The organism is uncultured Chitinophaga sp. (genome assembly GCF_902168175.1).
Lineage (GTDB): Bacteria > Bacteroidota > Bacteroidia > Chitinophagales > Chitinophagaceae > Chitinophaga.
The window spans coordinates 1-26,949 of the sequence record NZ_CABHOU010000016.1; the positions used below are offsets into that span (position 1 = coordinate 1).

20 protein-coding genes are annotated in these 26,949 nt (G+C 47.9%); 3 read left to right on the forward strand and 17 right to left on the reverse strand.

Annotated features, from left to right (window positions below; all coding sequences use genetic code 11):
- Positions 1-382 precede the first annotated feature (382 nt).
- The 4 genes from QZT80_RS01705 to QZT80_RS01720 are packed head-to-tail and all read right to left on the reverse strand — an operon-like array spanning position 383 to position 3,639.
- Positions 383-910: a cytochrome c gene (locus tag QZT80_RS01705; protein WP_295116975.1), complete on the reverse strand. Its 528-nt coding sequence runs from the start codon at positions 908-910 to the stop codon at positions 383-385.
- The gene (locus QZT80_RS01710) at positions 900-1,496 is read right to left on the reverse strand and encodes an SCO family protein (RefSeq protein ID WP_295116977.1); all 597 of its coding nucleotides are present in this window, start codon (positions 1,494-1,496) and stop codon (positions 900-902) included. Before QZT80_RS01710 ends, QZT80_RS01705 begins: the two co-directional genes overlap by 11 nt.
- A gap of 15 nt (positions 1,497-1,511) precedes the next feature.
- Entirely contained in the window at positions 1,512-3,182 is a 1,671-nt protein-coding gene (locus QZT80_RS01715; RefSeq protein ID WP_295116978.1) for a cbb3-type cytochrome c oxidase subunit I, read from the reverse strand.
- A 4-nt stretch (positions 3,183-3,186) separates the two neighbouring features.
- Positions 3,187-3,639: a cupredoxin domain-containing protein gene (locus tag QZT80_RS01720; RefSeq protein ID WP_295116980.1), complete on the reverse strand. Its 453-nt coding sequence runs from the start codon at positions 3,637-3,639 to the stop codon at positions 3,187-3,189.
- 286 nt (positions 3,640-3,925) lie between these two features.
- Here QZT80_RS01720 and QZT80_RS01725 point away from each other — a divergent pair, with 286 nt between their 5' ends.
- Together QZT80_RS01725 and QZT80_RS01730 are read left to right on the forward strand one after the other, a co-directional pair.
- Complete coding sequence (locus tag QZT80_RS01725) at positions 3,926-5,482, forward strand: PAS domain-containing sensor histidine kinase (RefSeq protein ID WP_295116981.1); 1,557 nt, start codon at positions 3,926-3,928, stop codon at positions 5,480-5,482.
- A gap of 5 nt (positions 5,483-5,487) precedes the next feature.
- Entirely contained in the window at positions 5,488-6,549 is a 1,062-nt protein-coding gene (locus tag QZT80_RS01730) for a response regulator (RefSeq protein ID WP_295116983.1), read from the forward strand.
- Here QZT80_RS01730 and QZT80_RS01735 read toward each other — a convergent pair.
- The 5 genes from QZT80_RS01735 to bglX all read right to left on the reverse strand — a co-directional run bounded on the left by QZT80_RS01735 (position 6,538) and on the right by bglX (position 15,491).
- On the reverse strand, positions 6,538-8,007 hold the full coding sequence (locus QZT80_RS01735; RefSeq protein ID WP_295116985.1) for a SusD/RagB family nutrient-binding outer membrane lipoprotein: 1,470 nt from the start codon (positions 8,005-8,007) through the stop codon (positions 6,538-6,540). The two genes, QZT80_RS01730 and QZT80_RS01735, sit on opposite strands and share 12 nt — an antisense overlap.
- A gap of 2 nt (positions 8,008-8,009) precedes the next feature.
- Positions 8,010-11,291 carry a SusC/RagA family TonB-linked outer membrane protein gene (locus QZT80_RS01740; RefSeq protein WP_295116987.1) on the reverse strand — a complete coding sequence of 1,094 codons (3,282 nt, stop codon included), beginning with the start codon at positions 11,289-11,291 and terminating at the stop codon, positions 8,010-8,012.
- Positions 11,292-11,372: 81 nt separating this feature from the next.
- Complete coding sequence (locus tag QZT80_RS01745) at positions 11,373-12,347, reverse strand: FecR family protein (RefSeq protein WP_295116989.1); 975 nt, start codon at positions 12,345-12,347, stop codon at positions 11,373-11,375.
- A 24-nt stretch (positions 12,348-12,371) separates the two neighbouring features.
- Positions 12,372-12,974: a sigma-70 family RNA polymerase sigma factor gene (locus QZT80_RS01750; protein ID WP_295116992.1), complete on the reverse strand. Its 603-nt coding sequence runs from the start codon at positions 12,972-12,974 to the stop codon at positions 12,372-12,374.
- A gap of 249 nt (positions 12,975-13,223) precedes the next feature.
- On the reverse strand, positions 13,224-15,491 hold the full coding sequence (gene bglX, locus QZT80_RS01755) for a beta-glucosidase BglX (RefSeq protein ID WP_295116994.1): 2,268 nt from the start codon (positions 15,489-15,491) through the stop codon (positions 13,224-13,226).
- Positions 15,492-15,596: 105 nt separating this feature from the next.
- Between bglX and QZT80_RS01760 the strand changes: the two genes are divergently transcribed.
- Positions 15,597-16,496 carry a bestrophin family protein gene (locus QZT80_RS01760; RefSeq protein WP_295116996.1) on the forward strand — a complete coding sequence of 300 codons (900 nt, stop codon included), beginning with the start codon at positions 15,597-15,599 and terminating at the stop codon, positions 16,494-16,496.
- A gap of 2 nt (positions 16,497-16,498) precedes the next feature.
- Here the strand turns inward: QZT80_RS01760 and QZT80_RS01765 are convergent, their stop codons facing one another.
- The 8 genes from QZT80_RS01765 to QZT80_RS01800 form a co-directional block, all read right to left on the reverse strand.
- Positions 16,499-17,890 (reverse strand): sialate O-acetylesterase, encoded by a 1,392-nt coding sequence (locus QZT80_RS01765; protein WP_295116997.1) that lies wholly within the window; start codon positions 17,888-17,890, stop codon positions 16,499-16,501.
- Between the two features lie 214 nt (positions 17,891-18,104).
- Positions 18,105-18,962: an alpha/beta hydrolase fold domain-containing protein gene (locus QZT80_RS01770; protein WP_295116999.1), complete on the reverse strand. Its 858-nt coding sequence runs from the start codon at positions 18,960-18,962 to the stop codon at positions 18,105-18,107.
- 83 nt (positions 18,963-19,045) lie between these two features.
- Positions 19,046-20,230 (reverse strand): AGE family epimerase/isomerase, encoded by a 1,185-nt coding sequence (locus tag QZT80_RS01775; protein ID WP_295117001.1) that lies wholly within the window; start codon positions 20,228-20,230, stop codon positions 19,046-19,048.
- 21 nt (positions 20,231-20,251) lie between these two features.
- Positions 20,252-21,193, reverse strand: coding sequence for a DUF4434 domain-containing protein (locus tag QZT80_RS01780; protein WP_295117002.1), 942 nt, complete (start codon positions 21,191-21,193; stop codon positions 20,252-20,254).
- Positions 21,194-21,230: 37 nt separating this feature from the next.
- Positions 21,231-21,899: a GDSL-type esterase/lipase family protein gene (locus QZT80_RS01785; RefSeq protein ID WP_295117004.1), complete on the reverse strand. Its 669-nt coding sequence runs from the start codon at positions 21,897-21,899 to the stop codon at positions 21,231-21,233.
- On the reverse strand, positions 21,896-23,767 hold the full coding sequence (locus QZT80_RS01790) for a sodium:solute symporter family protein (protein ID WP_295117006.1): 1,872 nt from the start codon (positions 23,765-23,767) through the stop codon (positions 21,896-21,898). Before QZT80_RS01790 ends, QZT80_RS01785 begins: the two co-directional genes overlap by 4 nt.
- 37 nt (positions 23,768-23,804) lie before the next feature.
- Positions 23,805-25,163, reverse strand: coding sequence for a DUF5009 domain-containing protein (locus QZT80_RS01795; protein ID WP_295117008.1), 1,359 nt, complete (start codon positions 25,161-25,163; stop codon positions 23,805-23,807).
- 4 nt (positions 25,164-25,167) lie between these two features.
- A complete protein-coding gene (locus QZT80_RS01800) occupies positions 25,168-26,946 on the reverse strand; it encodes an FAD-dependent oxidoreductase (protein WP_295117010.1) in 1,779 nt (592 codons plus the stop codon).
- Between the last annotated feature and the right edge of the window lie 3 nt (positions 26,947-26,949).

Sequence of the window (26,949 nt, forward strand, 5' to 3'; positions counted from 1 at the left end):
TGCTTGTAGATACGCTGCAAGGCGGAGATAGTGGCTTTGTTGTATATACAGGCAACACCTGCAGTTACCTGTTGGAACTTAAACGTATTCCCTTTGACGCAGGTAGAAAAGGAACTATTGATAATGAAGCTTTTCATAACGATTTAGATTAGTAATAAATTGATGCGAGTACATGAAGCGGGTTTCTTTTCAGTTACCCGTTTATTTTTTCTCCACACACAAAAAAGCGCGGGTAAAAACCCACGCCTGTTCGATTGGTCACATGTTTGACTAAAATATATACACAATGTCAGAACTTATCCTAAGGTGGTGGCACGGGTAGATACCCGTACCGGTTATATGATCAGCCGCGGTGATGCAGCTGATGTTTAAGCATAAACCATTATTTCTTTTTCAATTCCCGCTCTACACCTTTCACACTCACAGCTAACAACAGCACCAGTATGAGCAACAGCACCACACTTACGAAACCGGTTATATAACCATAGTCGGTAAGCTGCAAAGGCCTGTAAAGCGGCGCACGTACGCCTACAGATACCGTTTTGGTTAAGGAAACATCGCCCCCTTCCTGCGATTTGATGTACGCCACAATACTCTCTACCTGTGCGGCAGTGATGTCTTTGTGGTCGGGCATCGGCGTATTGTTGTACTCTTCGAACAAGGCAACGGCCTCTTTATCGCCGCTTTTAATTACCGCCTGGGATGACTGGATGAAACTGGTGATCCAATCCATACTATGTCTGTCATAAACTTTCGACAGCGCGGGGCCCAGTACTTTTTTATTGACGTTATGGCAGCCGGCACAGCGGTTCTTGAATATCAGCTTACCCTCTTCTTCGGAAGGTGGCGCGGCATAAGCACTAACGCCCAATACAAGCAGCAATAGCAGGAAAAATATATTACGGTTCATGGTTGAGTTGTTTTATATGGTGAATAAGCATATCTACAGCCGCGGCATCGGTACCTTCATAATATCCCCTGATCCTTGACTGGCCATCCAGCAGCACCAGCTGATCGCTGTGAATGAAATCGGTTGGTCCGCCATCGCCTTCGGTAGCTATGAGGCGGAAGCCATTGCGGGCCAGTCGGTAAAGCGATGCTTTATCGCCGGTGATGAGCTGCCAGTGTATACCATGCTTTGTTGCATATTGGTTTAACATGTTAGGATCATCGTGCGCAGGATCTACTGTAAAGGATAACATCCGCACTTCTTCTCCCAGCGCTGCCTGCACCCGCAACAACTGCTTCATCATTTTAGGGCATACGATCGGGCAACTGGTGAAGAAAAAACTGGCTACGGTTACACGGTTGCTCTTTTGCTCCAGCACAAAGGGTGCTGCATGCTGATCGATAAACACATAACTGCTATCGGTTTGCAACTGACTGTATATGGACAGCGCTACAAATTCTCTTTCGTAAGCCCTTACGCCCAGCCAGGCGATGAGCGGCAACACCAGCACCATTATTGCCCAAATCCATTTTCTCTTATGGTTCATATTACAAGGCTTTTATCAGATACCAGGCATGGGGTTGTGAGGAAGATGTGGCGGTGCCCCGGGACCACTATTACTCAACACATCTACCAGGGCAGGCACATAAGCAATAAGGATAATGATGATCATCACCAGCAACCACGGCTTGAAGCCGTTGAACAAGGGCACCATTTTTTCGTCGTGGTACGCTTCACTCACAGGTAAATCCAGTGCTGCCTTTTCTGTTTGTTTGCTGAAGAAGGTCCCGAAGAACACTACGAAGTACAACATGCCTGCTATAAACATAATGAAACCTCCGGCCAGCGCCAGCATGGTGGATGGCACCCACTGCGGATGATACAATTCGCTCCCAGGGTTCAGGTAAGTCATGCCCAGGTTGGTGCGCCTTGGCTCTCCCATCAATCCACCCCACATCAACCCTGTAGAGAATATCAGTACACCGATCATCCATAGATAAGGAATGATAACGTTTACTGCAGGCAGGAATATTTTACGGCCGCGCAATGTTGCCACCAGGTGTAAACCCATACCGATAATGGCGAGGAATACAGGCCCGGCTACTGTCATATGGAAGTGCCCGGGCAACCAGGAAGTGTTATGTATCACATTATTCAGTGCATAACTTGAATTGACGATGCCGGTAAAACCACCGAATATGAACAGGATAAGACCTGCGATCATATAAGCGAAGAGGTAACGGCTGCTATCGAGATAAGGCAGTTTACCAAAATAACCGAGTAAACCTTTCGCTCCCCGCTGCCTGCCAGCGTACTCCAAAGAAGCAGACAGTGTAAAAGCGGTAATGAAGCTCGGAATAGCTACGGCGAATGTGAGAATAGTAGACAACCATTTAGTGCTGCTGCTGATATTAGGATCGCTGAACTGGTGGTGAACACCTACAGGTACAGATAACAACAGGAACAGGAACAGCGCGATACGGCCTGCCAGGTCGGAGTACAACTTACCACCGGCCAGTTTAGGCAGCATGGTATAAAACATGATGTAAGCCGGTAACAGCCAGAAATATACCAGTGCATGACCAAAGAACCAGAACAGGGTACGCGCCAGGGTTACATTTACAGTAGGCGTATAACCCATAGCCCATGGCAGCAACAGCACCAGCACCTCATAAGCTACAGCCAGCGTACACACGAACCAGATGATAAAGTTCACCAGTGTGCCCAATACTGCCAGTGGCACCTTTTGACCGGGGTTCTCCCGTTTCCAGGTACGGTACATTACCCACCAGTCAAACAAAGGCAGCCATGAACCTACAATGAGCAGGGCGGTACCGAGGTAAAACAATGGGTGACCTTTTAAGGGAGGATAAAAAGTATACAGCACAGAAGCCTTACCGGCAATCATCGCCCAGGCCGCCATTACGGTACCCACTACCATTAAGGCAAGAGATATCCAGGATAACTTTTTATTGGGTTCTTTTTTAAGGTAAAAGATCATTGTAGCGTGCCCGAAAGCAACCGCAAAAAAGGTGGTAAGCACTATGGCATTAATAACGCCGTGCAGTGTAAGTCCCTGGTAATAGTCCAGTTTAACCGCCGCCGCCTGGTGAAGTACGCCGGCCCTGTACACTACCTGCATAAGGCCGTGATAAATACCAAGAATAAGAAGAGTGATGGGAACGAATAATTCTATGATAATTACATTCCGCATTGAACGACTAACTGACATATGATTAAGGATTAGGATAATCTACAATTACTTCCGCCTGCATGTTCTGGTGACCTGTACCACAGTATTCATGACAGGTAATCTTATATACCCCGGGCTCTTTGAACTTTACCGTAGTTTTGGAAATACCTCCGTAAACCGCCATCATGTTTACATTCCTTTCGGCGATATTAAACCCGTGTACCACATCTTTGGAGGTCACGTAAAAGTCGACCTCGGTACCGGGAGGAATATTGATCACGGAGGGCTCAAAAGACCACATACCCGCTACGGCGAACACCTGGTACGTTTTATCATCGATCTTCTGAATACGGGGCTCCGTGTAGGCTTTATCGTACGGTATACACTCTGTTACATCTACCTTTCGTTTGCCGGTTACATATAAAATGGCAAAGAAAAAGATGACGATGAGCAGCCCGGTGATGCGTAAAACCTTGATTTCGAATTTATCCAGCATAGGAAAATAGTTTAGGCCCGTTCGAGCATGATATTATAGATGTAAAACCAGATACCGGCACAAAGCAGCGCCAGCAGGATGAAAAAGGCAAGGCTGCCTTTTGGAATGAATTTTTCAGTGTCGTGATTCATGGTGTTTAGGATTTACGACAAAACTACCGGGCACAGGCCGCAACATACATGAGTGACATAACCATGACGCATGAGAGTCGTCAAAGCAGGAAATGACTTATGTCAGGTATGCCTGCCATACATTTGTTAACTTGCATCATTATATTACTACAACCATGTTTCGCTTCGGACAGCAACAAATTCTGGCAATAGCCGTCTTTATACTGGTCATAACGACCTACTTACTGGTCTGGCGGCCGGATTATAACTTTTTTGACGGGGGACTGATGACCGCCATCCTGCTCACCATGTTCATTAAGAAGGACGCGGCCACTCACTGGATGGGTGCGGCCTGTACGATCATCGTGATCGTTATTGCCTGCCTGCCCCACCGAAACCCCGACTACGCCGAAGTATTCATCGAACATTTCTTTTCCCTGATACTGGTAATAAGCGCCACCCTGCTTACCCTGTTCGTAAAAAGACTGTACCGCACACTGGAGGCTGATGAAAATCAACTGGACGCACTGTTCCGTAACGCCACCGAGGGTATCATCCTTACTAATTCCAAAGGCCGCATTGTGCTGGCCAACCCGGAAGTAGAAAAACTGTTCGGTTATGCATCTGAAGAATTATTAGGGAAGGATATTGAAACACTGATACCGAAGCGTTACTATAAATCGCACGTAACCCAGCGCAGCGAATACATGCACAAACCCGTTTCCCGCCCTATGGGCCACGGTGTAAACCTGTTCGGGCTGCGGAAAGATGGAAGCGAGTTCCCCGTAGAAGTAAGTCTCAGCCATTTCCGCCAGGCATCGGAAGATTTTGTACTGGCCTTTGTGATGGACATTACCATGCGTAAAATTGCAGAGAACGAGCAACTGGAGCAGAAGAAACAACTGGAAACCATGGCTGCCGAAATGCAGTTACTGAACCAGGAACTGGAACGAAAGGTAGAATCGCGCACCAACAACCTGCACGAGGCCATGAAACAGTTGGAGTTATCACAAACAGAACTGCAGGACGCTTTACATAAAGAGAAGGAACTTGGGGAGATCAAGTCCCGGTTCGTGTCCATGGCGTCCCATGAGTTCCGGACACCATTGAGCGCGATTTTATCATCCGCCGCACTTATTGGTAAATATACCACTACAGGCGACCAGGATAAACGGGAGAAGCACGTACATAAGATCAAGGAATCGGTTAAACACCTGAACGAACTGCTCGAAGACTTCCTTTCGCTGGGCAGGATAGAAGAAGGAAAGATACAATCGAAACCCACCTACTTAGACCTGCAAACATTTATATCCGAAACGGCAGATGAGGTACAGGGCCTGTTAAAGCCGGGACAAATATTACATAAGGAGCTAAGAGGTACTACAGGTTTTGTGACCGACAAACGTCTGCTCAAACATATTTTCGTGAACCTGCTTACCAATGCCTCCAAATTTTCGCCCGCCAACACGCCCATTACCTGGCAGGTATGGCAGGACGATGGCCACATAAAGGCCCGCGTAAGTGATAAAGGCATGGGCATTCCCGAAGAGGACAAACCCTATTTGTTCAGCAGCTTTTTCCGCGCCCGTAACGTAACAAATATCCAGGGCACAGGGCTTGGCCTGCATATTGTGAAAAGATATGTAGACATGCTGGACGGAGAGATTATTATAGACAGTAAAAACGGAGAAGGCACGAGTATACAGCTTAGCTTTCCAAACCATACAACCTGACAACAATGGCCACCATTTTAGTAGTAGACGATCACCAGGACATTCGCGAAAATGTAGCAGAAATATTATCACTCGCAGGTTACCAGGCGCTGGAAGCCGAAAACGGGAAGCGTGCCCTGGAAATAGCCCGGGCGCAAAAGCCCGACCTTATTGTGTGCGACATTATGATGCCCGAACTGGACGGTTACGGCGTATTACACCTCATGCGCAAGAACCCGGAAACAGAACACATCCCCTTTATCTTCCTGACTGCCAAAACGGAACGCAGCGACTTTCGTAAGGGCATGGAAATGGGTGCCGACGACTACATCACCAAACCATTTGAAGATGTGGAACTGCTGACCGCCGTAGAAATACGCCTCAAAAAGCAACAACTGCTACTCGACAAATTCAACGCGGCCGAAAAACAATCGGTCACCGCCATGCTACAGGAATGGCAGCAGGCAGGCCTCCTGCAGCTCGACATGGACCATTACCATACGGCGGCACTTACGAAAAAACAGGCCGTTTACCGGGAAGGCAAATACCCGCAATTCCTGTACTACGTAAAAAGTGGCAAGGTAAAAACCTACCGCCAGAACGACGATGGTAAAGAATATATCACCAACCTTTACAGCACCGGCGATTACTTCGGTTATGTTGCGCTGATAGAAGATCATATTTATGATGAGAATGCAGAGGCACTGGAAAATTCAGAGATCGTACAAATCCCCAAAGATATTTTCCTGCAGCAGCTGCTGAACGACATTCGCGCCGCAAGGGTGTTCATCCGACATATTGCATTGGATGTGAAAGAGAAGGAAGATCGCCTGCTGCAACTGGCTTACGATTCACTACGGAAGCGCGTAGCCAGCGGGCTGGTAGCCATCCACGACAAGCTGCATAAGGAACAGGGGCCTGATGCGTTAATAGAGCTGTCGAGAGATGATATTGCGCATTTCGTGGGTACAGCCACGGAATCGCTCATCCGCACCCTCAGCGATTTTAAATCGGAGAAACTGATAGAGATGCAGGGCACACGCATCCGCATTTTACAGGCGGAACAATTAAGGAAATTACTTTATTAGCCACATGCGGGTAGTTTGCTCATCACCCCCCATCTGCGTTTTAGCCTTTTGATATTCAACCGCGTTGTTGAGTATTTCGGTAAGCGGGTACATGTAGCGCAACGGAATGTTGCGATGCGCCGCCAGCGGACCAGTAGTGAACTGCGGAAAGCCGGTACGGCGATGGTCCATCCAACCTTCGGCACCAACAAATAACTGCGACAGCCACTTCTGCTGAATGAGCTGCTGCAGTGTTCCGTTGTATTTTATACTGTATTGTTTGTAGTAGTTATGAGCATCGGGAGTACCCGTCAGCCCATAATATTCCATAGACTGCTCTATACCACGCGTATAAAGGCTTTGTGCTGTTTCGCCACCCACGGTAATTTTACCCGCCTGCACACATTCTGCCAGTATGAACGACACTTCCCAACAGCCAATCAGCATGGCTTGGAAGGCATTATCCGCGGCTTTGTTAAGCGCCGGGGCAAAGTGAGAGATGTTACTGTTACCACCGTTATACTGCGCCGGCTGGGAAATAGCATTGGGTACACCTACGTAATCCTGGTTATCGACGGTACCGCGCGTGCGGTCAGCCACCTTATCTACCCAAACAGTGATACGCGGGTCTTTTAAATACAACAAGGCATCCACCAACTCTTTAGAAGGCTTACGTTTATCAAATTCGTCGTAACTATTGGCGATATCGCTGCCGGGCCAGCTGTTCTCAGCATTGGTGCCCAGGTATTTCAAACAGGCATTCTGCGATTGGGTGCCGATGAGCGGGTATTGAGAAGGATTATTGATGATCTGCTGAATTTCGGTATAGGCGGAGGCATAGTTTTTCGCACAACGAAGCAGCATACGCAGGCGAAGTGAATTAGCGAAGCGACGCCATAACAACTGGTCGCCATGAAACAACACATCGTAATCTGCATCTATTGCCGGCAATTGGGCCATCAGCACTTCATTACTTTCCTTCAGTTCTTTTAAAAGATCCGGATAAATGTCCTGCTGGCGGTCGAATGGCGCGTGGATAATATCGTCTGAACGTGCCAATAACGCCTTTGAGTAAGGTGCATCGCCCCACAGGTCGGTGATATAAGCAAAGTTAAAAGCGCGCAGAATACGGCTGATCACTACGTATTGTGGCTGATCATGTTGTAACGCCTGGTCGTGCAGTTGTTTAATAGTGGCCAGGCGGTTGTAAATCGTTGTCCAATCGCGGGGGCCCCAGGCAAACTTGTCCATGGTTTCGTTACGTACCAGTGTGGTGTAACGGCCTGCCGATGCAGGGTGGCGAAAGAAAGCCTCATCCTGGTAACCGTAAGCGGTTTTTGTAATGGATGTAGATAACAGGTAAATCACATCTACATCGGTCACCTCACCGGGAGGGGTGTTAATGTCGTCGAACTTGCCGTCGCAGCCCGTCACAAGCAGGCAACAAAGTAAAAAGTATATGGTGAGTCTGAATGTCATCTTTAAAAATTAAAGTCAAGTTTCAGTCCATAGGAACGGATGGCGGGCAGGGTCCAGGTGTTAATGCCGAGATTATACCTGCCGTCGGATATTTTATTGGATGTTTCGGGATCGTAACCGTTATTGGCGGCCGTCCAGCTAAAAAGGTTGCGTGCAGTGAAAGTGATAGCCGTTCTTTCCACGAACCGGAACGGCTTGTTGATGGTGTACGAAAACGACAATTCACGCAACTTAATGTACGAGGCGCTGTACGAATTGCGGGCGGGATAATCCCAGTAGTAGTTGGGATAGTATGATTCGGGTCCTATCACCACATCATTTTTCCTGAACGTACCATCCGTATTTTGCAACCAGCCGTCGAGCAGCATACCATCGTTACGTGGCCTTCCCTGGTCATCTGTCCAGGCAACACCACCATTCTCTGCCCCCCTGCCACGTAAAGTATTTACTACCCTCCCATCGGACTGAAGATTATTCGCCGTGTACGAATAAAACACGCCGCCCTGTCGCCAGTCGAGCAAAAAACTGAGGTTAAACCTACGCCAGCTGAAGGTATTGGAGAGCCCCACCATAAAGTCAGGGTTATAGTTCCCAAATCGCTGGAAGTTATCGCCCAGTAACTGGTACTCGCCGTTGTCGGATAACCATGCTTCCCCTTTATTAGGGCCATCGGGTATTACCCGGTAGATCTCTCCGTACATATCGCCCATTCTCCCTCCAACACGCGCCAACACTTTGGACCATTCGCCGCCGGAGAGGTAAATCTCTCCTTCGGTTAACTCGGGCGTCAGTTCTATCACTTTCTCGCGACTCCTCGTAAAGTTCAGGGTCGTTTCCCATGTAAGCGCACGTTTTACCGGCACAGCATTCAATTGTATTTCCAAACCCGTAGTACGGATGTTGCCGGCATTTATAATTTTATCCGTTACACCAGAAGAACTGGCAGTAGGGATAGGGATGATCTGGTTCCGGTTAGCCGTGCGATAGTAACTAAGATCAAGTCCCAACCGGCCTTTAAAGAAACGAAGGTCCGTACCCACTTCAAAAGAAGTACTAATCTCCGGTTTCAGTTTATTGTTCTTCATCAGCGTTTCCATTTCGGCACGTTTAATATCGCCCCAATCGCTGATGAAGTCGTATGTATTGTAAAGATTGTATGGGTCCGTATCCTTCCCCACCTGCGCGAGATTCACACGTAACTTGGCAAAACTGAGGAAGCTGCTGGTTGGCACTTTCAACAAATCGGACATAATGGCCGATACCGATACCGCCGGGTACAGGAACGAATTATGCCTGCGCGGCAGCGTACTGGACCAATCGTTACGGGCAGATATATCAGCAAAAAAAGACCTGCCGTAAGCCAGTTGTGCGGTGGCGTACAAGCTGTTAATACGTTTACGGTAGTAGAATGGATCGTACCAAATGCTGCCGGGCGCACCGTTGGCAATGGTGTACAGGCCAGGTATTACCAGTTTAGCCGCAGTGATGGTATTACCACGATTGCGGCGGTCCATACGGTTACCACCAGCAGATACGGAGGCAGACCATTTACCAGCCAGTTGCTGATCGTACGTTAACAGGAAATCAGAATTAAGTTCACGGAAAAAGATATCGCCGGAACTGAAGTATCCCTCTGTAAAATCCGCAGAACTAAAGGCCTTGCGACTGTTCCTGCTTTCCACATACTGATCAACCCCCGTACGTAACATTAACTTCAGGTTGTCCAGTATACGGTAATTGAGCTGCAGCATTCCGTTGGTACGGTTACGGGCGAAGGCGTTAGGTTGCTCGTACGCCACGAAATACGGATTATCCTCCATTGGTTTGCCAGTGGACATATCCTGCACATGTGAAAATTGCTCTTTGCCTTCACGGCCCGGTTTCCAGTAATTGCGGAGTTTACGCACATCTACATTGGGCGTAGTAGTATAAAGATGATTAATTACTCCATTCCTGTCGCCGCTAAAGCGATTATCACTTCCTGAGGAATTATACATCATACTAACGTTTACGTTTACACGCGATGTAATATTATAACCTGCAGACATGTTCACGGAGGTTTTATGCATTTCCGTATTGGGGATAATACCCAGGTTATGCACGTCTGTATATGAAAGACGGAAATTGCCCTTTGCGTTAAGGCCGCTCTCTACCGCTATATTGTTAGTGTAAGTTTGCCCGATACGGAAGAAATCTTTTATCCTGTCAGGATAAGCCACCCAGTCGAGCGGCACCGGGTTACCCTGCGCATCCCGCGGACTATTCCACTGTACACGTTTAGAACCATCATTCAATTTCGCACCCCAGGAAGCTTCTCCATAAGTATCTGTTGCGTACAGGTCGCTGCCCGCACCATAGGTATTTTGGAACTTGGGGAATTGCCAAGCCTGGTCAAACATGGCGGAGGAACTTATACTTACGCCAAGACCTTTATTAGAATTTTTTCCATTTTTAGTTGTGATAATAATCACCCCGCCGCCCGCGCGGGAGCCGTACAAAGCAGCAGCACTGGCTCCTTTAAGTACAGTTATTTCCTCGATATCGTCCGTATTAATATCAGAAATTATATTGCCATAATCCACATTTCCGCCAATGCTTGCCCCGGCGGCTACCGGTATACCATCGATTACGAACAGCGGCTGGTTATTACCAGTAAGCGACGATTCGCCGCGGATAACGATAAACGCGGAGGACGCAGGATCCGGACTCATACTGCGGATCTGCACACCGGGGACTTTCGCTGAGAGGGCGTTGATAACGTTAGGCGTCTTTACGGTATTAACATCCTTATTAGACAAAGTATTTACCGCATACCCCACCGAACGTTGTGCGCGGCTCACACCGAGCGCTGTTACCACCACCTGGCCCAGTTGCAGTGTATCGGCCATATCGTATTGCGACGGCAGCACTACTTCCGGTATTTGCTTCAATTTAATTTTGTAGATGATGACCTGGCGGCCTTCAGATTTAAAGGCAAAGGGCTTGCCGGCCAGCAGGTCGGTAAGTATTTGCTGGAGCGATTGCCGGTCGTATTTACGCGCGGTTACTTTATGCCGCGATAGCTCCGCGGCATCATATATAAAAGAAACACCTGCTGCTCTTTCGAGCCGCATTATAGCAACATCCAGGTTCTCCCTACCAATATTAACGGTAACAGGTGTGCCTGACGGATGTTGCCTTGCAGACAAGGCTGCCGGCCAAAGGTACATTGTGCAAACAAGCACAATGATGCAAACCAGCATACTTTTCAGCATGCGCATAAGGTTGCGTACAATTACAGGCATAGGTGGTCCTGTTTAAATATTTTTTAATAGTAAAAACGGGCGAAAGCAGCGCTCTCCCCTATCAAATCATCACACGTGGTTTTACTCGGATATGGTATAACTATTTCCCTGCTTTGTATATCTATTGCCGTTAACGGTGCATAACGAGCTTAAAATTTCATCTGGCGACTGCCGGTAACTAAACCGTCCAGTCATGCGCAAAGTTGCCAGCTGTTCGTCTTTAAAATTCACTTTAATGTCGTAATAGTCTTCCAGTTCATTCGCAATACATTTAAACTGCTGCTGGCGGAAAACCATTTCTCCATTTTTCCAGGCGCCGCGCATGGCTGCAACCGGAATTTCTTTCACTATATAATCACCGTGCTCTTTTACAATTTCTTCTCCTGCGTCCAGCACTTCTTTGCTTCCCGATCCTATTGCCACCTGTACCTTTCCGGTGATCACACTTACCGATGCGACTTTTCTTTTATCATAATTCCTCACATTGAAGGAGGTACCTAATACGCGCGTTACACATTCGCCTGAAGTAAGGATAAAGGGTCTTTTTTCATCCTTTGCTACTTCCAGGAAAGCCTCGCCGTTCAATAACGTTACTGTTCTTTCATTGTTCGCAAAATGTTCGGGATAACTGATGCTGCTGCCGGCTTTTAGCCATACGTGAGTACCGTCCTCCATTGTCAGGTGCAGAATATCGCCTGCCTTAGCCGTGGTGGTGTCCCAGTTTTGCATCACATTTTCCATGTACGTGTAGCGGTGAGCATTATCTTCCCACCAGTTAATCGTCATGAATACCAAACCAAAAATTAACGCCGCTGCACCAACTTGCCACCATATACTATGACGGCCGAAGAAGGGTTTTCTGCTACGTAACATATTTGATGATACGTCGTTCCAAACCTCGGCTTTAAGTGCTGCGCGATCTTCTTCGCTTAATAACGACTCGTCGGGCAGATCAACATCTAACTGATCGTACCACTCGTCCACAAGTATTCGTTCTTCTTCTGTGCAGGTATTTTTCAGATATCTGTCTAAAATATGTCTATCTGGTATTCCCACATTCACCCTATTTATAAGTCACAATCAAAAGCCTGATAAAAAAACTGCTGCTACAAGCATTAACGGTACCAATGTATCCTCGTACGAGGCCATTGCTGCTCTCAATCTCTTAAGTGCCGATGTAAGTTGGTTCTTAACTGTTTGTTCACTCAACCTAAGCGAATTTGCTATCTCGTTCACACTCATAAACTGCTGCCTGCTCATTCTATATATTTCCTGCATACGCGCCGGCATACGTTGTACTTCTGCTTCCAACAATCCGGCAACTTCTTTTGCCTGCACCTTATGTAAACCGCCAATATGTTCGGTTTGCTGTACACGGTACGACCTCGATCCTGCTATCCGCGACACCGATGCCCTAAAGTGACTGATGATCCTGATTTTCAGGGCAGAATAAAAGAAAGTGCGGAAGCAACCTTCTACCTGCAGCAGGTGCCGCTGGTTCCACAACCTGATAAACAGTTCCTGGGTACAGTCCATGGCATCCGCATCATTACCCATCTTCCGCGTTGCCTCTAACAACGCAGCTTCCCAATAACGGCCGAACAATATGGCAAACGCCTGCTCGTCGCTACCGGTTACACGGCTCCACAAAACTTCATCCTGGATATGATATAGGTCAGACATAAGAAAAGGCTGCGAACGGATTCACGATAAGATCACTTAGTGCAGAAAAGGTGCTTCGGTATAGTATCTAATTCGTCTTAATGGTTAAATTTTCCTGCATTACTTCGCGTGAACGTTCAAAGACGAGCATAAAAATAACAAAATGTGTTATAACAAGAAAAGATAAGCAAATATTTAAACATTAATCTGGTAACTATATGTATTTACCAGCTATACATATATTATACACGTTACCGTATACAAGCATAACTATCTCATCAACTCAAAATCCGCCTCCTGGACGTCACGGCTGTTGCTGCCCACGAACACTTTGCAGGCCCCGGGTTCATTGATAAATTTCAGATCGCTGTTATAAAACTTAAGGTCGGCGGCAGCAATCCGGAAGCTTACAATCTGGTTGGCGCCCTTTGGCAAAAATATCTTTTTAAAGCCTTTCAATTCCTTCACCGGCCGGGTTACGCTGCCCACCAGATCCTGCACATACAGTTGCACCACTTCCTCTCCGTCGTATTTACCGGTATTGGTAACGGTTACACTCACCTCCAACGAACCGTTTGCGGCCATTTGCGCACGGCTTACCCGCAGGTTGCTGTAGGAAAACTGCGTATAGCTAAGTCCATAACCAAATGGGTACAGTGGTGTATTGGGTGCATCGAGGTACTTGGAGGAGTATTTATTATTAGGATCGATGGGACGGCCTGTATGTTTGCTGTTGTAATAAATGGGGATTTGACCCTCGTTACGGGGAAAGGTCATCGTGAGTTTACCGGCCGGATTATAATCGCCGAACAGGACGTCCGCAATGGCATGACCGGCCTGTGTGCCCAGGAACCATGTTTCCAGGATGGCCGGCACATTCGCATCTTCCCACTCAAGCGTCATCGGGCGGCCGTTCGTCAGCACCAGCACCACCGGTTTACCCGTGGCCAAAACAGCTTTGAGTAGAGCCTTCTGGTTGGCGGGAATGCCAATATCAGTGCGGCTGGCCGCTTCGCCTGTCATTCCCTGTGATTCACCCAGGGCCATAATCACCACATCGGCACTGCGCGCCAGCGCTACGGCTTCGGCCTGCATCTGCGCAGCATTGGCGGTGTCGGCCGGCTCCAGTTTACGGTAATTCAGGAGTTTGCGCAGCATGGCTGTATCGCCCGTAACATAAGCCCCCGGCGCGTAGCTTATTTTTACACTGCCGCCTGATTTTGCTTTTAACCCATCGAGCAAAGTCACCGCCTTTTGCCAGTCGCCTGCCGCCGACCAGTTCCCAATCATATCCCGTTTACTATCGGCCAGTGGCCCAATGAGCGCAATGCTTCCCTGTTTCCGAAGCGGCAACACATCACCTTCATTCTTCAGTAAAACAATGCTCCGCACCGCAATATCTTTTGCCACCTGCAGATGTTCTTCATTCATGATATCGCGCTGCGCACGAACAGTATCGCAGTACAGGTATGGGTTTTTAAAAAGACCGAGATTGTATTTCGCTTCCAGCACCCGGTACACTGCCTGGTCTATTTCCTTTTGTGTGATTTTTTTATCTTTTAAAAGCCCGGCAATATGACCCGCAAACACGCTCCCCTGCATATCCATATCTACACCGGCACGCAGCGCCAGTCCGCCCGCTTCGTATTCATCTTTCACCACACCGTGATTAATCATTTCGTTAATGGAGGTGTAATCGGTTACCACAAAACCTTTAAAGCCCCACTGTTTGCGCAGCAGGTCGGTAAGCAGCCACTTGTTACCGGTAGCGGGCACGCCGTCTATTTCATTAAAGGATGTCATGACGGTAGCGGCGCCTGCATCAATAGCAGCTTTGTAGGGTGGCAGGTAAGTTTCGAGCATGCGGATGCGGCTCATGTCGACCGTATTGTAATCGCGGCCAGCCTCGGCAGCGCCGTAGAGGGCAAAGTGTTTAACGCAGGCAAGTATGGTGTTAGCGGCCGACAAATCGGTTCCCTGGTAGCCTTTCACTTTTGCCTTGGCTACCTGCACCCCCAGCCATGTATCTTCCCCTACTCCCTCTGCCACGCGGCCCCAGCGTGGATCGCGGGCAATGTCGGCCATGGGGGAATACGTCCAGTGCAAACCATCGGCACTTGCTTCCACGGCGGCAATGCGCGCACTTTTTTCCATCAGGGCTAAATCCCAGGTACAGGCTTCACCTAAAGGAATCGGAAAAATAGTCTTATGTCCATGAATTACATCGTAACCAAACAGCAGGGGGATTTTAAGCCGGGTCTTCATAGCCATGTCCTGCAGTTTGCGCGTAAACTGCGGCGTATAGGCATTAAAGATGGCTCCACAGCGGCCCTTCTCAATATCGCTTACATAATCATCTTTCATAAAAGGACCCGTTTGGTCCATGAAGCTGGTCAGCAGGTTCAGTTGCCCTACCTTTTCGTCCAAAGTCATTTTGGCAATAAGGCTGTTAAGGAACTGCGCTTTCGTTTGCTGCGCCAATGCGGAGGTACCGAGTAATATGGCCGTTGCCAGGAACAGTATTTGCTTTGGGATCATTATTGTTCAGTTTTTGGGAATCCAGGGGATAAACGGGGCGTATGTTATAAAGTTAAGCTTTTTTGAACCTGAACAAAGGAACGTTGTTTATTATTAAATTTAGGTATGCTGCTAAAACAAAACCTGAGCCTCATCCGGGTACTTAAGATCACCTGGCAAATTGACCTGCTGATGCTGGCCTCGTGTACCCTGGCGTATTTCGTAGATACCAGGATACTTATGAGCTGGCATTTGCCTACTACTTTTCCGGCCCTGATGGGTACAGCCATTGCCTTTTTTATCGGCTTTAGTAACAATGAAGCCTACAGCCGCTGGTGGGAAGCGCGTATCATCTGGGGCGGACTGGTAAACGACTCCCGCACATGGGCCAGGAACCTGATGGCCTACAGCCACCTGGACAATTACAAAGGCATCACACAGTTCGAACATAAAATGATCAAAAGGCACCTTGCTTTTCTCTATGCACTAAAAGCATCGCTACGCAGAAATCCGGATGGCCTCTATGAAAAATACCTCGACGAACAAGACCGTGAGCTGGTAAAGAAATTTACCAATATCCCCAACGCCATTTTAGATATACAGGCCCGCGACCTGCAAACGCTGCAGGACATGAAATATATCGATGGCTTTAAGTTCATGGCGTTAAATACCACCTTACAAAACTTTACGGACGGGATGGGAAAATCAGAGCGGATCAACAATACCGTATTTCCTACTACTTACGTTTATTTTACAAGACTTTTCATCTGGATGCTGGTGGTACTTGTTACCATTGCCAGTTCAGACATAGGGCCGTCCTCTATCATCCTGGGGTGGATCATCGGTTTTGTATTTCATACCACGCACATCAATGGTATGAGCCTGATGAACCCTTTTGAATACATACCTTCCGCCATACCACTCGACAATATTACGCGCACCATAGAGATCAACTTATTAGAAGGGCTGGGAGAACGATTCATCCCAGCCCCAATACCCCCTGTAAACGGGGAATTTGTTTTGTAAACTTACCAGTTATCTGTACGGAACGGCGTTGCCGGCAAACCTTCTTTACTAAACAGGTTACCTTCGCCCATATTGGTAAAACCAAAACGCACGGCCACCGGCTCTTTCACCGGGCTAGATAGCGTGATGGTATTACCTTTAACCTTACCTGTCGCTTGCACGAAATTCTTATCGGCACCAGCTACAAAGAATTCTTTCAGGGTATCGCCTTTGATTACCAGACCACCCGGCACGTCTTTAAATGTAACCACCACTTTACCTTTCACTACTTCCATCTTCTCATAAACAGGGTATTGGTAAGGCAAAGAAGCTACAGGTTTGTTGTAAGTTTTAGCTAATGCCAAACCTGCCAGGCGATAACCAACATCATGTTTATTGATCGGATGAATGTCCTTTACATTATGTACCAGGTCGGTAACAACGGCCATACCCGTATTTGGCGTAACAGCCAGGGTATTGAACTGTGCTTCACGCAGCAGCGAGCCGTTAATATTATCAGTTCCGTAGTTGAAAGGCGCTATCTGCACGAAATAGAAAGCAAAATTCTTTTTCCACTCCTCTCTCCATTTATTGATCATGGCTGAAAATAATTTGGTATAAGAGCTATTGGTACCTACGTTAGATTCGCCCTGGTACCAGATTGCACCTGCAATATTAAAATTGCGGAGCGGAGCGATCATCCCATTATAGGTATAACCCGGGTCGCGCGGCCAGTATTGTGAAACACCTAACTTTCCGGCAGCGCGGGAGAGGATGCTGTCTGTTTTTACGGCAGACTCGGGCGTCCAGGTTTCCGCAGGGGTCCCCCCCCAGCTGGCGTTAATAAGCCCCACGGGTGCGTTAAGTTCGCGGTGCAGGGTTTTTCCGAAGAAGTAACCTACGGCGCTGAAGCTTTGCAGCGATTTCGCATCACACTCCACCCACCGCGCATTTACATCATCCTGCGGCGTAGTAGAAGTAGTTTTAGGAATGTGGAAGAAGCGGATTTTAGGATTGGCTGCTTTGGGCAACTCCGCTTTAATGTCTGGCAGGTTGTTGTTGCCACTGTATTCCATATTCGACTGGCCGGAGCAAAGCCACACTTCCCCAATAAGAACATCATCAAGTTTAATAGTGTTCCAGCCTTGCAGTGTAATCGTGTAAGGACCACCCGCTGCGGGCGTCTTTATCTCGATAAACCAGTTCGCGTTTGGGGTAGTCGTTACCGAATCTACGCTGTTGTTCCAGGAGCAGGTTACTTTAACTCTTTCGCCAGGAAGCGCCCAGCCCCAGAGTTTAACCGTAGCGTTTTGCTGCAACACCATTTTACTCGAAATAATAGCGGGCAAACGAATTTCGGCCCTGGCAGCGCCAAAAACGGCCATCAATAATAAGAATGAAAGGATCTTCTTCATTTGGGTGGAATTTTATAGAGAGGGGTAAGATAGGATATTTGGCGAATGGATGCAATGCCCTTCATACTTTTGCGGTAGAACGGGGTTATTTAATTTAACCAGCGGCGGCTAATCAATTAAGCCGCCGTTGTGTCACTCCCTTCAGCGGCCGTAACAACATTCGGCAACGTGCAGTTCTTCTATTGCGACGGTCTATACACCGACATGCTACCCCCTACTGCTTAATTTCCTCGGCCTTAAACCCTTTACCGCTATTCACCTTCGAAGTAAAATTCTCTATCTCTTTATAATGCGTAAACATGTACCACGAAATTTCGTGTCCCTTATTAGCAAAGGAATACAACAACGCCGGTTTATCCAGTTCCTTCGCCTTTTCAAATATTGAACCGGCACCAAAAAACATTAGCCAGCCTGGCGAAAGTGCGTTACAAAAACGGTGAGCCGCTGTACCATAAGGCACCAGCTGGTCGCTCGTACCGTGCAACAGCAGCAATGGTACAAAGTTATCCTTCCTCACCAGGTTTAAATCTATCAATGCCCCGGCAAACACCATCGCACCCGCAAAACGGAACGTCTTGAAGAAGTCGTAGCGTTTAGTATCTGTTTTCGCAAATGGGTTAAATACCAGGTGCAGAATGGCTTCTGCGCCCGCACTGCTGCCTGCTATATAAAATTTACGGTTATCAACGCCCAGCTCCACGGCGTGGTCGTAAATATATTTTGTCGCATCTGCTGCATCTTCTACGGCCAGGCGAATGGCCTTCAGCTTCTCCGGGGTCGGTGTATTACAGCCAAAACCAACACCTTTCAGGTATAACCTGTACGACATTACAAATACCCTGTAACCACGCGCGGCCATACTATCACCGAACATTTTTTGGTTATCGGGATGCCCGTTTTCAAAAGCCCCTCCGTGCATAAACAGTACGGTCATGCCGTTTGACTTCCCAGTTGGCGCGTAATGGTCCAGGTATTGAACAGTATCTTTTACGGCATAAGTGAGGTGCTTTTCCTGGGCCTTTGCAACAAACACCGGTAATAACAGCAGTAGTAAAAACAGTTTCCGCATCATCCTTAAATTTATAATAATACCCGGGAAAGTCGAATTCCCCGGGTTCTCCATTTCTAAAATCAACATTTGTAGAAGAAAAAATATTATAAGGCGGGCAACGCTTCTGGCACTGCTACGGGCTTTTCTAATGTTTTCCATACCTGGAACAACGCCCGTGGCACATGGAAACAACCTTTCCATTTTCCACCTTTCAGCGGCAACAACACTTCGCCCTGGCGGTTCAGGTAACCGAACCACTCCATGTATTCCGGATCGCGGAAGTGCTTCCAGGTATATTCGTGTACTTTATCGAACCAGGTTTTACAGGCCTCGCTGCCGGTAAGCTGGTAACCTTTGGCCAGGCAAACCAGGGTTTCCATATGTACCCACCACAGCTTCTGGTCCCACTCAAGCTGCTGCACCGGCTGACCTTTAATATCCATGAAATAAAAGATGCCGCCGTATTGCTGGTCCCAGCCGTATTCCAGCGTGCGTAACGCAATTTCCACCGCACGCTCTGCCAGTTTCGGATCGTTCAGGCGTACCGAAAGGTCCATAATAAACCACATGGCCTCTATTGCGTGCCCGGGGTTTAACAGGCGACCTTCGAAGGTATCGGAGAAGCTGCCGTTCAGCTCAACGTTCTCCAGGATCAACCCTTCTTCTTTATGATAAAATACATCCATTACCTCTTCAATCACTTCCGGGATAAACTTGTTCACCACTTCGCTTCCCAGGATATGCTCCAGTTCCAGCGAAAGATTACAAAGGATCATCGGCAGTGCGAAGTTCTTCAGATTACGCGTACCGGGATAGGCCTTGCTGTATTTGCCTTTAGGATTGTTCCTGCGCGCTACTATGTTTTCGAAAGTATACTTCGCCAGGTCGTGGTAACGCATATCGGGCATGGCTTTGTACAATGCACCAAAAGCCATGGCAGCAAAACAGTCGGAGAAAATATTGTAAGGCTGTACCAATGGCTCGCCCTGCTGGTTCAGCGAAAAATAGAAGTTCCCGTTTTCATCATGACCGTACTTTTCCAGGAAACGGGCTCCGTGCAGGGCCATATCCAGCCATTCCGGGCGTTTTTCTACTTCGTTGTAAAGCATGGAGAACATCCATACTTCCCGGCCCTGCAGCCAGATGAATTTATCGGTATCAAACACGTTCCCAAAACGGTCGAGGCAGGTAAAAAAACCACCATGGTTTTGGTCCTTGGAATGCTTCAGCCAAAATGGGATCACGTTGTTCAGCAGTTCCTGTTTATACTGCTCTGCGTATTGTTTCATATTTGTTACGGGTCTGTTAGTTTATTGGTTCAATAAAGACTGTGTGTACTCTTTGTAACGGTTGTACAAGTGTCCCGCCTGCAGGTACGCCGACTGTGGACTCATAAAATGCGAGAACTCGAAGGTGATGGCCTTGTCGTACCCCGCTTTGCGCGCCGCTTCCAGTTTCAACCGCAGCTTCTCGAACTTGATGGGCAAAAACTTAATGGGCATATCGCGGTCAAATGACTCGGCATTTGTCCAGCATTGTAACCCGAAACGGTCGGCCATACTTTTATTCACTGCAAAAAATTCTTCCAACTGGTGATAATCAATGTGCCCGTCCTGGAACGCAACGGCATCTACCGCACCGCGCACGCCTTCAAATATTTCGCTCCACTCCTTTTCATGTTCCTGCACCGATACGGCGTCGGCCTTTGTGAGTTCACCCGATGCTGCCATCACTGCTTTCTTCCCATCTATCCAGGGCGATATAAAAGTGGGCAGGCCGCCGCTCACCTGTTTGCATTGTAAGCCCAGGGTGCGGAAAGCATCGGTAGCGCCTTTGGTTCGACGGCTAATTTCCATGCTCAGGTACCAGCCTTTAAAACTTTTATAATGGCCATATTGCGCCCATACTTCATCAATCACGAAACGGTTCGCATCTATCTCTCCCTGCATATCGCCACTGTCCCAGTAATGACCGCTGTCATACAGGCCAAAGTAAAAGCTCATGCCATGTTTATCCGCCAGTTCCAGGTACATTTTTACCAGGTCGACCGGTGGTCCGTAGCAGCCGTACTGCTTTTGCAGGTATGCCGACGGGTAAGTAATGAAACGGCGGTAACCGCTGCGGATCATGATCACTGTATCTATACCCACTGCTTTCATATATCCGAAATCGCGGTCCCATTCTTCGCGTCCCCAGTTCTGGTGCGGAATATCGTGGCTTATCTCATCCAGGAAAGTGCCTGTTATTTTCATATCGATGTATGCTTGATTGATGAAAATTCTTGTATCATCACAAATACCTTTTTTGCTTCAGATAGTTTACCCATTTGATGTAGGCGGCGGCTTGCAGATGTAACCCATCCGTAGTCAGCTCTTTTACCAGGTGTCCATCGGGCCCTGCAAATACTTCGTGCAGGTTTACATAATACACAGCGTACCTAGTAGCAAGTGCTTTTATCAGCCCATTCAGTTCGTTTATCTTCTCATTTCCCACCTCCTTATAAATCGCCTGCAGCATACTTTCATTTACCGGCAAAACGCTTTGCAGGTAAAGTTTGGTTTTAGGAGATGCGGTAACGATGTGCTTCACGATGTCCTCATAACTTTCCGCGATCACGGCTGGTGAATGCCCACGTTTCATCTCATTTACACCAATCAGCAAAAATATTTTCGCTGGTTTGGATGACAGTACTTCGTCCAGCCGCGCCTTTATGCCAAATGTTACGTCGCCGCTGATGCCGCGGTTAACAACATGTTTACCTGGCACCAACTCCTGCCACTCTCCCGCTTCTGTAATACTATTGCCCAGGAAAACGATTTCCTTCTTTTGATCGGGCATTTGCCGGAAGTAGTTGAGCCGCTGGCGGTAGTGACTGTTATTATAACTCGTATCTATCTGCTGCGCCTGCACTACCAGCGGCAACAAGCCCAAAACCATTATGTAGCTCCACTTTATCATGCCCTGTCTGATATAACTGATGGCTGCACTGCTTTTGCCGGCACCGTTTCATCCGCTTCGCTCAGTTTGTCCCACCAGAATTTTTTCAGCAGGTAAGTGGTAAGCAGAAATATTGCGCTCCAGGCCAGCATTTTGTAGTTCTCGCGGATCATGAAATAGATGGGTATTACTACCTGCGCCATTTGCCATACAATACCGGTAACGATGTTAAACACGTCGCGTTTAAAGTCTCTGTTTGGTTTAAAATCAGGGTTCTCCGCCATCACTTCTCTCTTAATCGGCCCCCAGAAACCCCATGGGCGTGTTTGACGATAAAACTCCTTCACCGTTTCCCTGTTTTCCAATGGGTTCATAAATGTTCCGATAATGCAACCAATGAACGACATCAGCAGGATAATCGGGAATACGTAGATATCTACTATTTCAGGGAAATAGAACAGCTTAACAGATGACCCCAGCAGGCCGAACAGCATACCGTAAAAGTAACCCATGCCGGTAAAACGCCACCAGATCCATTTCAGCACGTTAGAGGCAGCGTAACCGCCATACAATGCAGAGGTGATCCACAGGGTGAGTTTGGTAAGCGACGAGGCATTAAACCCGAATACAATACCCACCATTACCAGGCATAAAGAAGAAATGATGCTCAGGCGGATGTACTTTTTATTGGAAGCGTTAGGGTTTACGTATTTCTTGTAAATATCGTTTACAATGTAGGCCGGCGCCGCATTTACGAAGGCTGAGAAGGTGCCCATAAAGGAGGCCAGCAACCCGGCCAGTAACAATCCTTTCAATCCTGCGGGTACGAACTGCGAGATGGCCATCGGCAACACTTTCTCAAAATCTATATCACCACCCAACTGCGGACCGATGTACACCAGTGCCAGTACAGCGAACGAAGCTACCATCAGGTAACGCGGCATGTACATCACCAATATGGTGCTGGCACTCATTTTGGCAGCATCGCTGGGTTTGCGGGTAGACAATACACGCTGCATATCGTAGCTCGGAACCGGTCCGGCCAGCGAAGCGAAAATGCCTTTAAACAACATCATCATAAACAATAAGCCAAACAGCCCGAAACCATCCGATTCAATTTTCTTATTTACACTGGGTATTACGGTTGTACTCCAATCAAGGTCCAGCTTCCAGCCGAAAAATAATTCGCTCCAGCCTTTAGGTACTACTGCATGTATCTGTTCGGCAGTAACCGCGTTGTACGCCACATAACCAATTACAAAAGCACAAATCGTCATAATGAAGAACTGCAGTACTTCCGTGGCTACCACGCTGTACATACCTCCTTTCATGGTGTAAAGCGTAGTAAGTATACAAAGAATAAGTGCGTAAGATCTTTCAGACGAAAGGTGCATGGTACCGAGGTTAGCGGACAAGTCCCAGGGTAATATGGAAGTACTGAACTTGCCGATACCTTCGAAGAAATAGGCGATAAAACCGATTACACTTACTACCGCAAATGCTACGATAATGATATGCGACAGCCTGGCCCCTTTTCCATCGCCGAAGCGGAAGGTAATCCACTGCGCGCCCGTCATGGTATTCGATCGCCGCATCCAAACCGCCAGGTACACAAATACGAACACCTGGTTCCAAACGGGCCACAGCCAGGGTATCCAGGCACTTTTCAGGCCGTAAATAAACAGGATGCTCACCGTCCACATGGTGCCCGAAATATCGAACATACCCGAAGCATTACTCAGCCCGAGGTAGTACCACTTCATGCTGTTACCGCCCAAAAAATACGACTGCAGATCTTTATTGGCCTTCTTGGAAATGTAAAATCCCAGGAAGATCATGCCTGCGATGTAGGCGATAATAATGCTGATATCTAATAAACTTAACGACATTGATGAAAATAAAATGGTTGATAAAATGTGTTGACAATTATGTTTTCCAATACCATTTCCGCTTTACACAAAAAATGGTGATCAGTGATACGATGCCTGTGAACAACACGCCACGCAATACACCCTCAAAGGCGTTATGTTGCAAACTGTCGAACAGGGGCATGATACCTGTGATGTGTAATATTGGTATAAGGACGAGGTTGCCCGCCGTATAAGCCACCATCGGGTTCCTGCCATTAAGGGCAAAAAAATAGATGATCTTACCGAGGTAACCGAAATATTCGGATATGCTGAAAGCCAGTAGCGTAAGAAAGGCCAGCCCTGCTGTCACAAAATAATAGCTGTACGTGGAAGGGTCTTTTTTGATACCAGCTTCATAACCTTCAAACGCAAGGCCAAGCAGCAGAAGATATACGCCGGCCTGTAAATACTTTTTAAAGCAACTGTTCTCCGTTCTCATCCTCCCCATCAACCCTAATAAAATTGTACATAACAACAGGGTAATAAACAGGTTGATGAGCAGCAGGCGGCTGAACAGGCCTGCCAGGTTCACCAGCACTAGCAGCAGGGAAATACAGGCAACCGTCATCCATGCTGTTTTATCATCCTTTACCTGCTCCCTTGGCCTTTGCATGAGCCACTCGCCTGCAAAAGTGCCCGGTATAATAATGAACAGGTACTTTAGGTAATAGAAGGTGTACATCCAGGGCAGCGGCGACCAGGTGAACAGTTCGTGGTTCCAGGTACCTTCGGTTTTACCGGCCAGGAAAACAGCCATGATAAAAGGAAGTATGCCAATACGCAACCACGGATTATTTCGGGTCCCCCACCATATCAGCGATCCGAAGAAAGCCATATTGGCAAGTACGATGATGATGATATCGCTTTTGTTGATGTCAAAACCTTTGGGTGTAAGCGCCAGGAACAGTACCGCCAGTGCATAAGCCAACAGTTTTATGATCAGTCCCCACCTGCCTTCCCACTTCACGTACATAAAGAACAGCAGTACGAAACAACCTATCGACAACAAATAGGTAGCTACGCCCGGATCAGCATTAATATTTTTCGCCCTTGCATGCACTGTGAACAGTGCGAAGAACACTAACAAAAGGTAACGCTGCAGTATGTAACCAAACGTTTTATAAAATGGCCCCTGCGCTACCCTCTTGTGCAAAGCCAATGGCAACGCGGCCCCCATCGAAAACAGGAAGAAGGGAAATACGAGATCGACCCAGGTAATACCTGGCAACTCCGGGTTAAACGCATGGTACGGCGGCGGCACCTGCGCATGGAACATCCAGGCGGGCAGCGCGTTGCCGAAAGCAATGCTGCCCGAAAGCACCATCGCCAATATGGCAATACCTCTTAATGCATCTAAACTGTTGCTGCGTTCCATGATATTATTTTATCCAACGGCCGGTAAAGGACACTTTTTTACTGTTAAAAGGATTGATCTTGTTATCGATCAGCACCGCCAGTTCGCGGCGGCTGATCAGGCGATGACCATCGGCAGTTGCTGCCGGCGTTTGGTTATTATAAGCAGCCACTATTTTATTGGCATCGTTCACGGTGAGTGGCTGATGGCTGGCAAAACGAGCCAGATCTATCGTACTGTTAAAGTCCTTAAACCCTTCTACGAGTGTGGCTGCAGTGATCGCGCTGTCCGGGTAAAACCAGGTTTGGTTTGCCCATTTATACGGAACGCCTTTTCCTTTAAGTATACCGGTAACGCCTATTCGCTGAATGGCAGCAAACGCCGTATCGGTTGGATTTACATCTATATAAGGAAGTAAATATGCTTTTGCTTTTAACAACTCCGCCTGTACCTGGCGTACATCAATTTTAGCGGGTGTTGTTTTTTGTTGCACTGTAAGCGCGGCCAGTACACCGGCGGCCTGTCCGGTAAGCAGCACGCATGGCTGCAAACGCGTTGTACCATTCACCACGTTACTAACTGAAATGCCTTTCTCCGCTACAATCAGACCTTCTGTTTTTTCCGGTATCATTACGCCCAAAGGCACACCAAATGACGGTATCGGATAAAACTCCAGGTGCTGCGGGGCTTCCTTTCTATTTTTCTTATGATGATGATCAATGGGATAATCGCCTACACTGATCGCAGTGCGGTACAGCGGATCGCCATAATGATAAGGATCGTCGATGTGGCGCATGGTGAAACGTACCAGCCCTTTTACACGACGGCCTTCGCGGTGATAGGGAATAAGCGGCAGCAAATCTTTGGTCGGATATTCATCATCGGCCAGCCCCAGGTGTTTGAAGCCCAGTTCCTGCTGTACGAAATAGATGAAACGTAACGTGGTTTCTTTCGCTTTTACCAGTTCTTTTTCGCGCTGCGCATCGCTCATCTCCACGATGTTCAGATAAGTATCGTTGCCGTACTTCGGCCAGTTGATCAGGTATTTATGATGCGGCAACTGCGCATACTCCAGCATCTTCGCCGCATCCACACTCGGTTTTTCCCGGGTGGTATCGTGGCAGTAAGATGTATTGGAACAGTCGAACTCCATCGGGTCATAGTTCGCCGGACGGGCAATCGTTTTATCTGCACCAGCGCCATAGTCTTTCAGGATGGCTGCGTAAGTAAGGTCCTGCACAATGCGATTGGTTTGGGTAATGCCTACCGTTTCACCCGTAATGCTGCCTGCTTCCATCCCCAGGTCGTAAGCTGCGCCGGCCTTTGCCAGCACATCACCCAACTCTGTACCGTCGACCACTACCGTGGCGCTTATCCGCAGCTCTTTGCCGGTACTGTCTTTAAATACAGCGCCCGTTACCTTTTTGCCGGTTTTAAGGACCGATACGAAACGGCATTTATATAACACCTGCAGGTTCTTTTCCGCAGCGGCCATTCTTTTCAGGATGCTATCAGCTACATGCGGTTCGAACTGCGTATGGCTCACCCAGCCGGTGGCTACCTTTTCGGGCCCACCATACACATTATATATCTTTTCCCGGAACTCGTTCCATAAGCCAGAAGGCAGGTTGTGGTTACCATCAATGGCCGATACGCCTGCCGAAGATAACATACCACCCAGCCAGGGCGTAGCCTCGGCTATAATCGTGGCCGCACCCGAGCGCGCCGATTGGATACCTGCTGCCGTACCGCCGGTACCACCGCCAATCACCAGCACCTGGGTAGTCACCTTTCGTTGTGCCACTGC

Excerpts from the sequence above, each read along its gene's own strand:
- QZT80_RS01730 (WP_295116983.1), top strand. The coding sequence starts at position 5,488 with ATGGCCACCATTTTAGTAGTAGACGATCACCAGGACATTCGCGAAAAT.
- QZT80_RS01790 (WP_295117006.1), bottom strand. The coding sequence starts at position 23,767 with ATGTCGTTAAGTTTATTAGATATCAGCATTATTATCGCCTACATCGCA.
- QZT80_RS01750 (WP_295116992.1), bottom strand. The coding sequence starts at position 12,974 with ATGTCTGACCTATATCATATCCAGGATGAAGTTTTGTGGAGCCGTGTA.
- QZT80_RS01720 (WP_295116980.1), bottom strand. The coding sequence starts at position 3,639 with ATGCTGGATAAATTCGAAATCAAGGTTTTACGCATCACCGGGCTGCTC.
- QZT80_RS01760 (WP_295116996.1), top strand. The coding sequence starts at position 15,597 with ATGCTGCTAAAACAAAACCTGAGCCTCATCCGGGTACTTAAGATCACC.
- QZT80_RS01710 (WP_295116977.1), bottom strand. The coding sequence starts at position 1,496 with ATGAACCATAAGAGAAAATGGATTTGGGCAATAATGGTGCTGGTGTTG.
- QZT80_RS01715 (WP_295116978.1), bottom strand. The coding sequence starts at position 3,182 with ATGTCAGTTAGTCGTTCAATGCGGAATGTAATTATCATAGAATTATTC.
- bglX (WP_295116994.1), bottom strand. The coding sequence starts at position 15,491 with ATGATCCCAAAGCAAATACTGTTCCTGGCAACGGCCATATTACTCGGT.
- QZT80_RS01725 (WP_295116981.1), top strand. The coding sequence starts at position 3,926 with ATGTTTCGCTTCGGACAGCAACAAATTCTGGCAATAGCCGTCTTTATA.
- QZT80_RS01735 (WP_295116985.1), bottom strand. The coding sequence starts at position 8,007 with ATGACATTCAGACTCACCATATACTTTTTACTTTGTTGCCTGCTTGTG.
- QZT80_RS01765 (WP_295116997.1), bottom strand. The coding sequence starts at position 17,890 with ATGAAGAAGATCCTTTCATTCTTATTATTGATGGCCGTTTTTGGCGCT.
- QZT80_RS01770 (WP_295116999.1), bottom strand. The coding sequence starts at position 18,962 with ATGATGCGGAAACTGTTTTTACTACTGCTGTTATTACCGGTGTTTGTT.
- QZT80_RS01795 (WP_295117008.1), bottom strand. The coding sequence starts at position 25,163 with ATGGAACGCAGCAACAGTTTAGATGCATTAAGAGGTATTGCCATATTG.
- QZT80_RS01740 (WP_295116987.1), bottom strand. The coding sequence starts at position 11,291 with ATGCCTGTAATTGTACGCAACCTTATGCGCATGCTGAAAAGTATGCTG.
- QZT80_RS01785 (WP_295117004.1), bottom strand. The coding sequence starts at position 21,899 with ATGATAAAGTGGAGCTACATAATGGTTTTGGGCTTGTTGCCGCTGGTA.
- QZT80_RS01780 (WP_295117002.1), bottom strand. The coding sequence starts at position 21,193 with ATGAAAATAACAGGCACTTTCCTGGATGAGATAAGCCACGATATTCCG.
- QZT80_RS01705 (WP_295116975.1), bottom strand. The coding sequence starts at position 910 with ATGAACCGTAATATATTTTTCCTGCTATTGCTGCTTGTATTGGGCGTT.
- QZT80_RS01775 (WP_295117001.1), bottom strand. The coding sequence starts at position 20,230 with ATGAAACAATACGCAGAGCAGTATAAACAGGAACTGCTGAACAACGTG.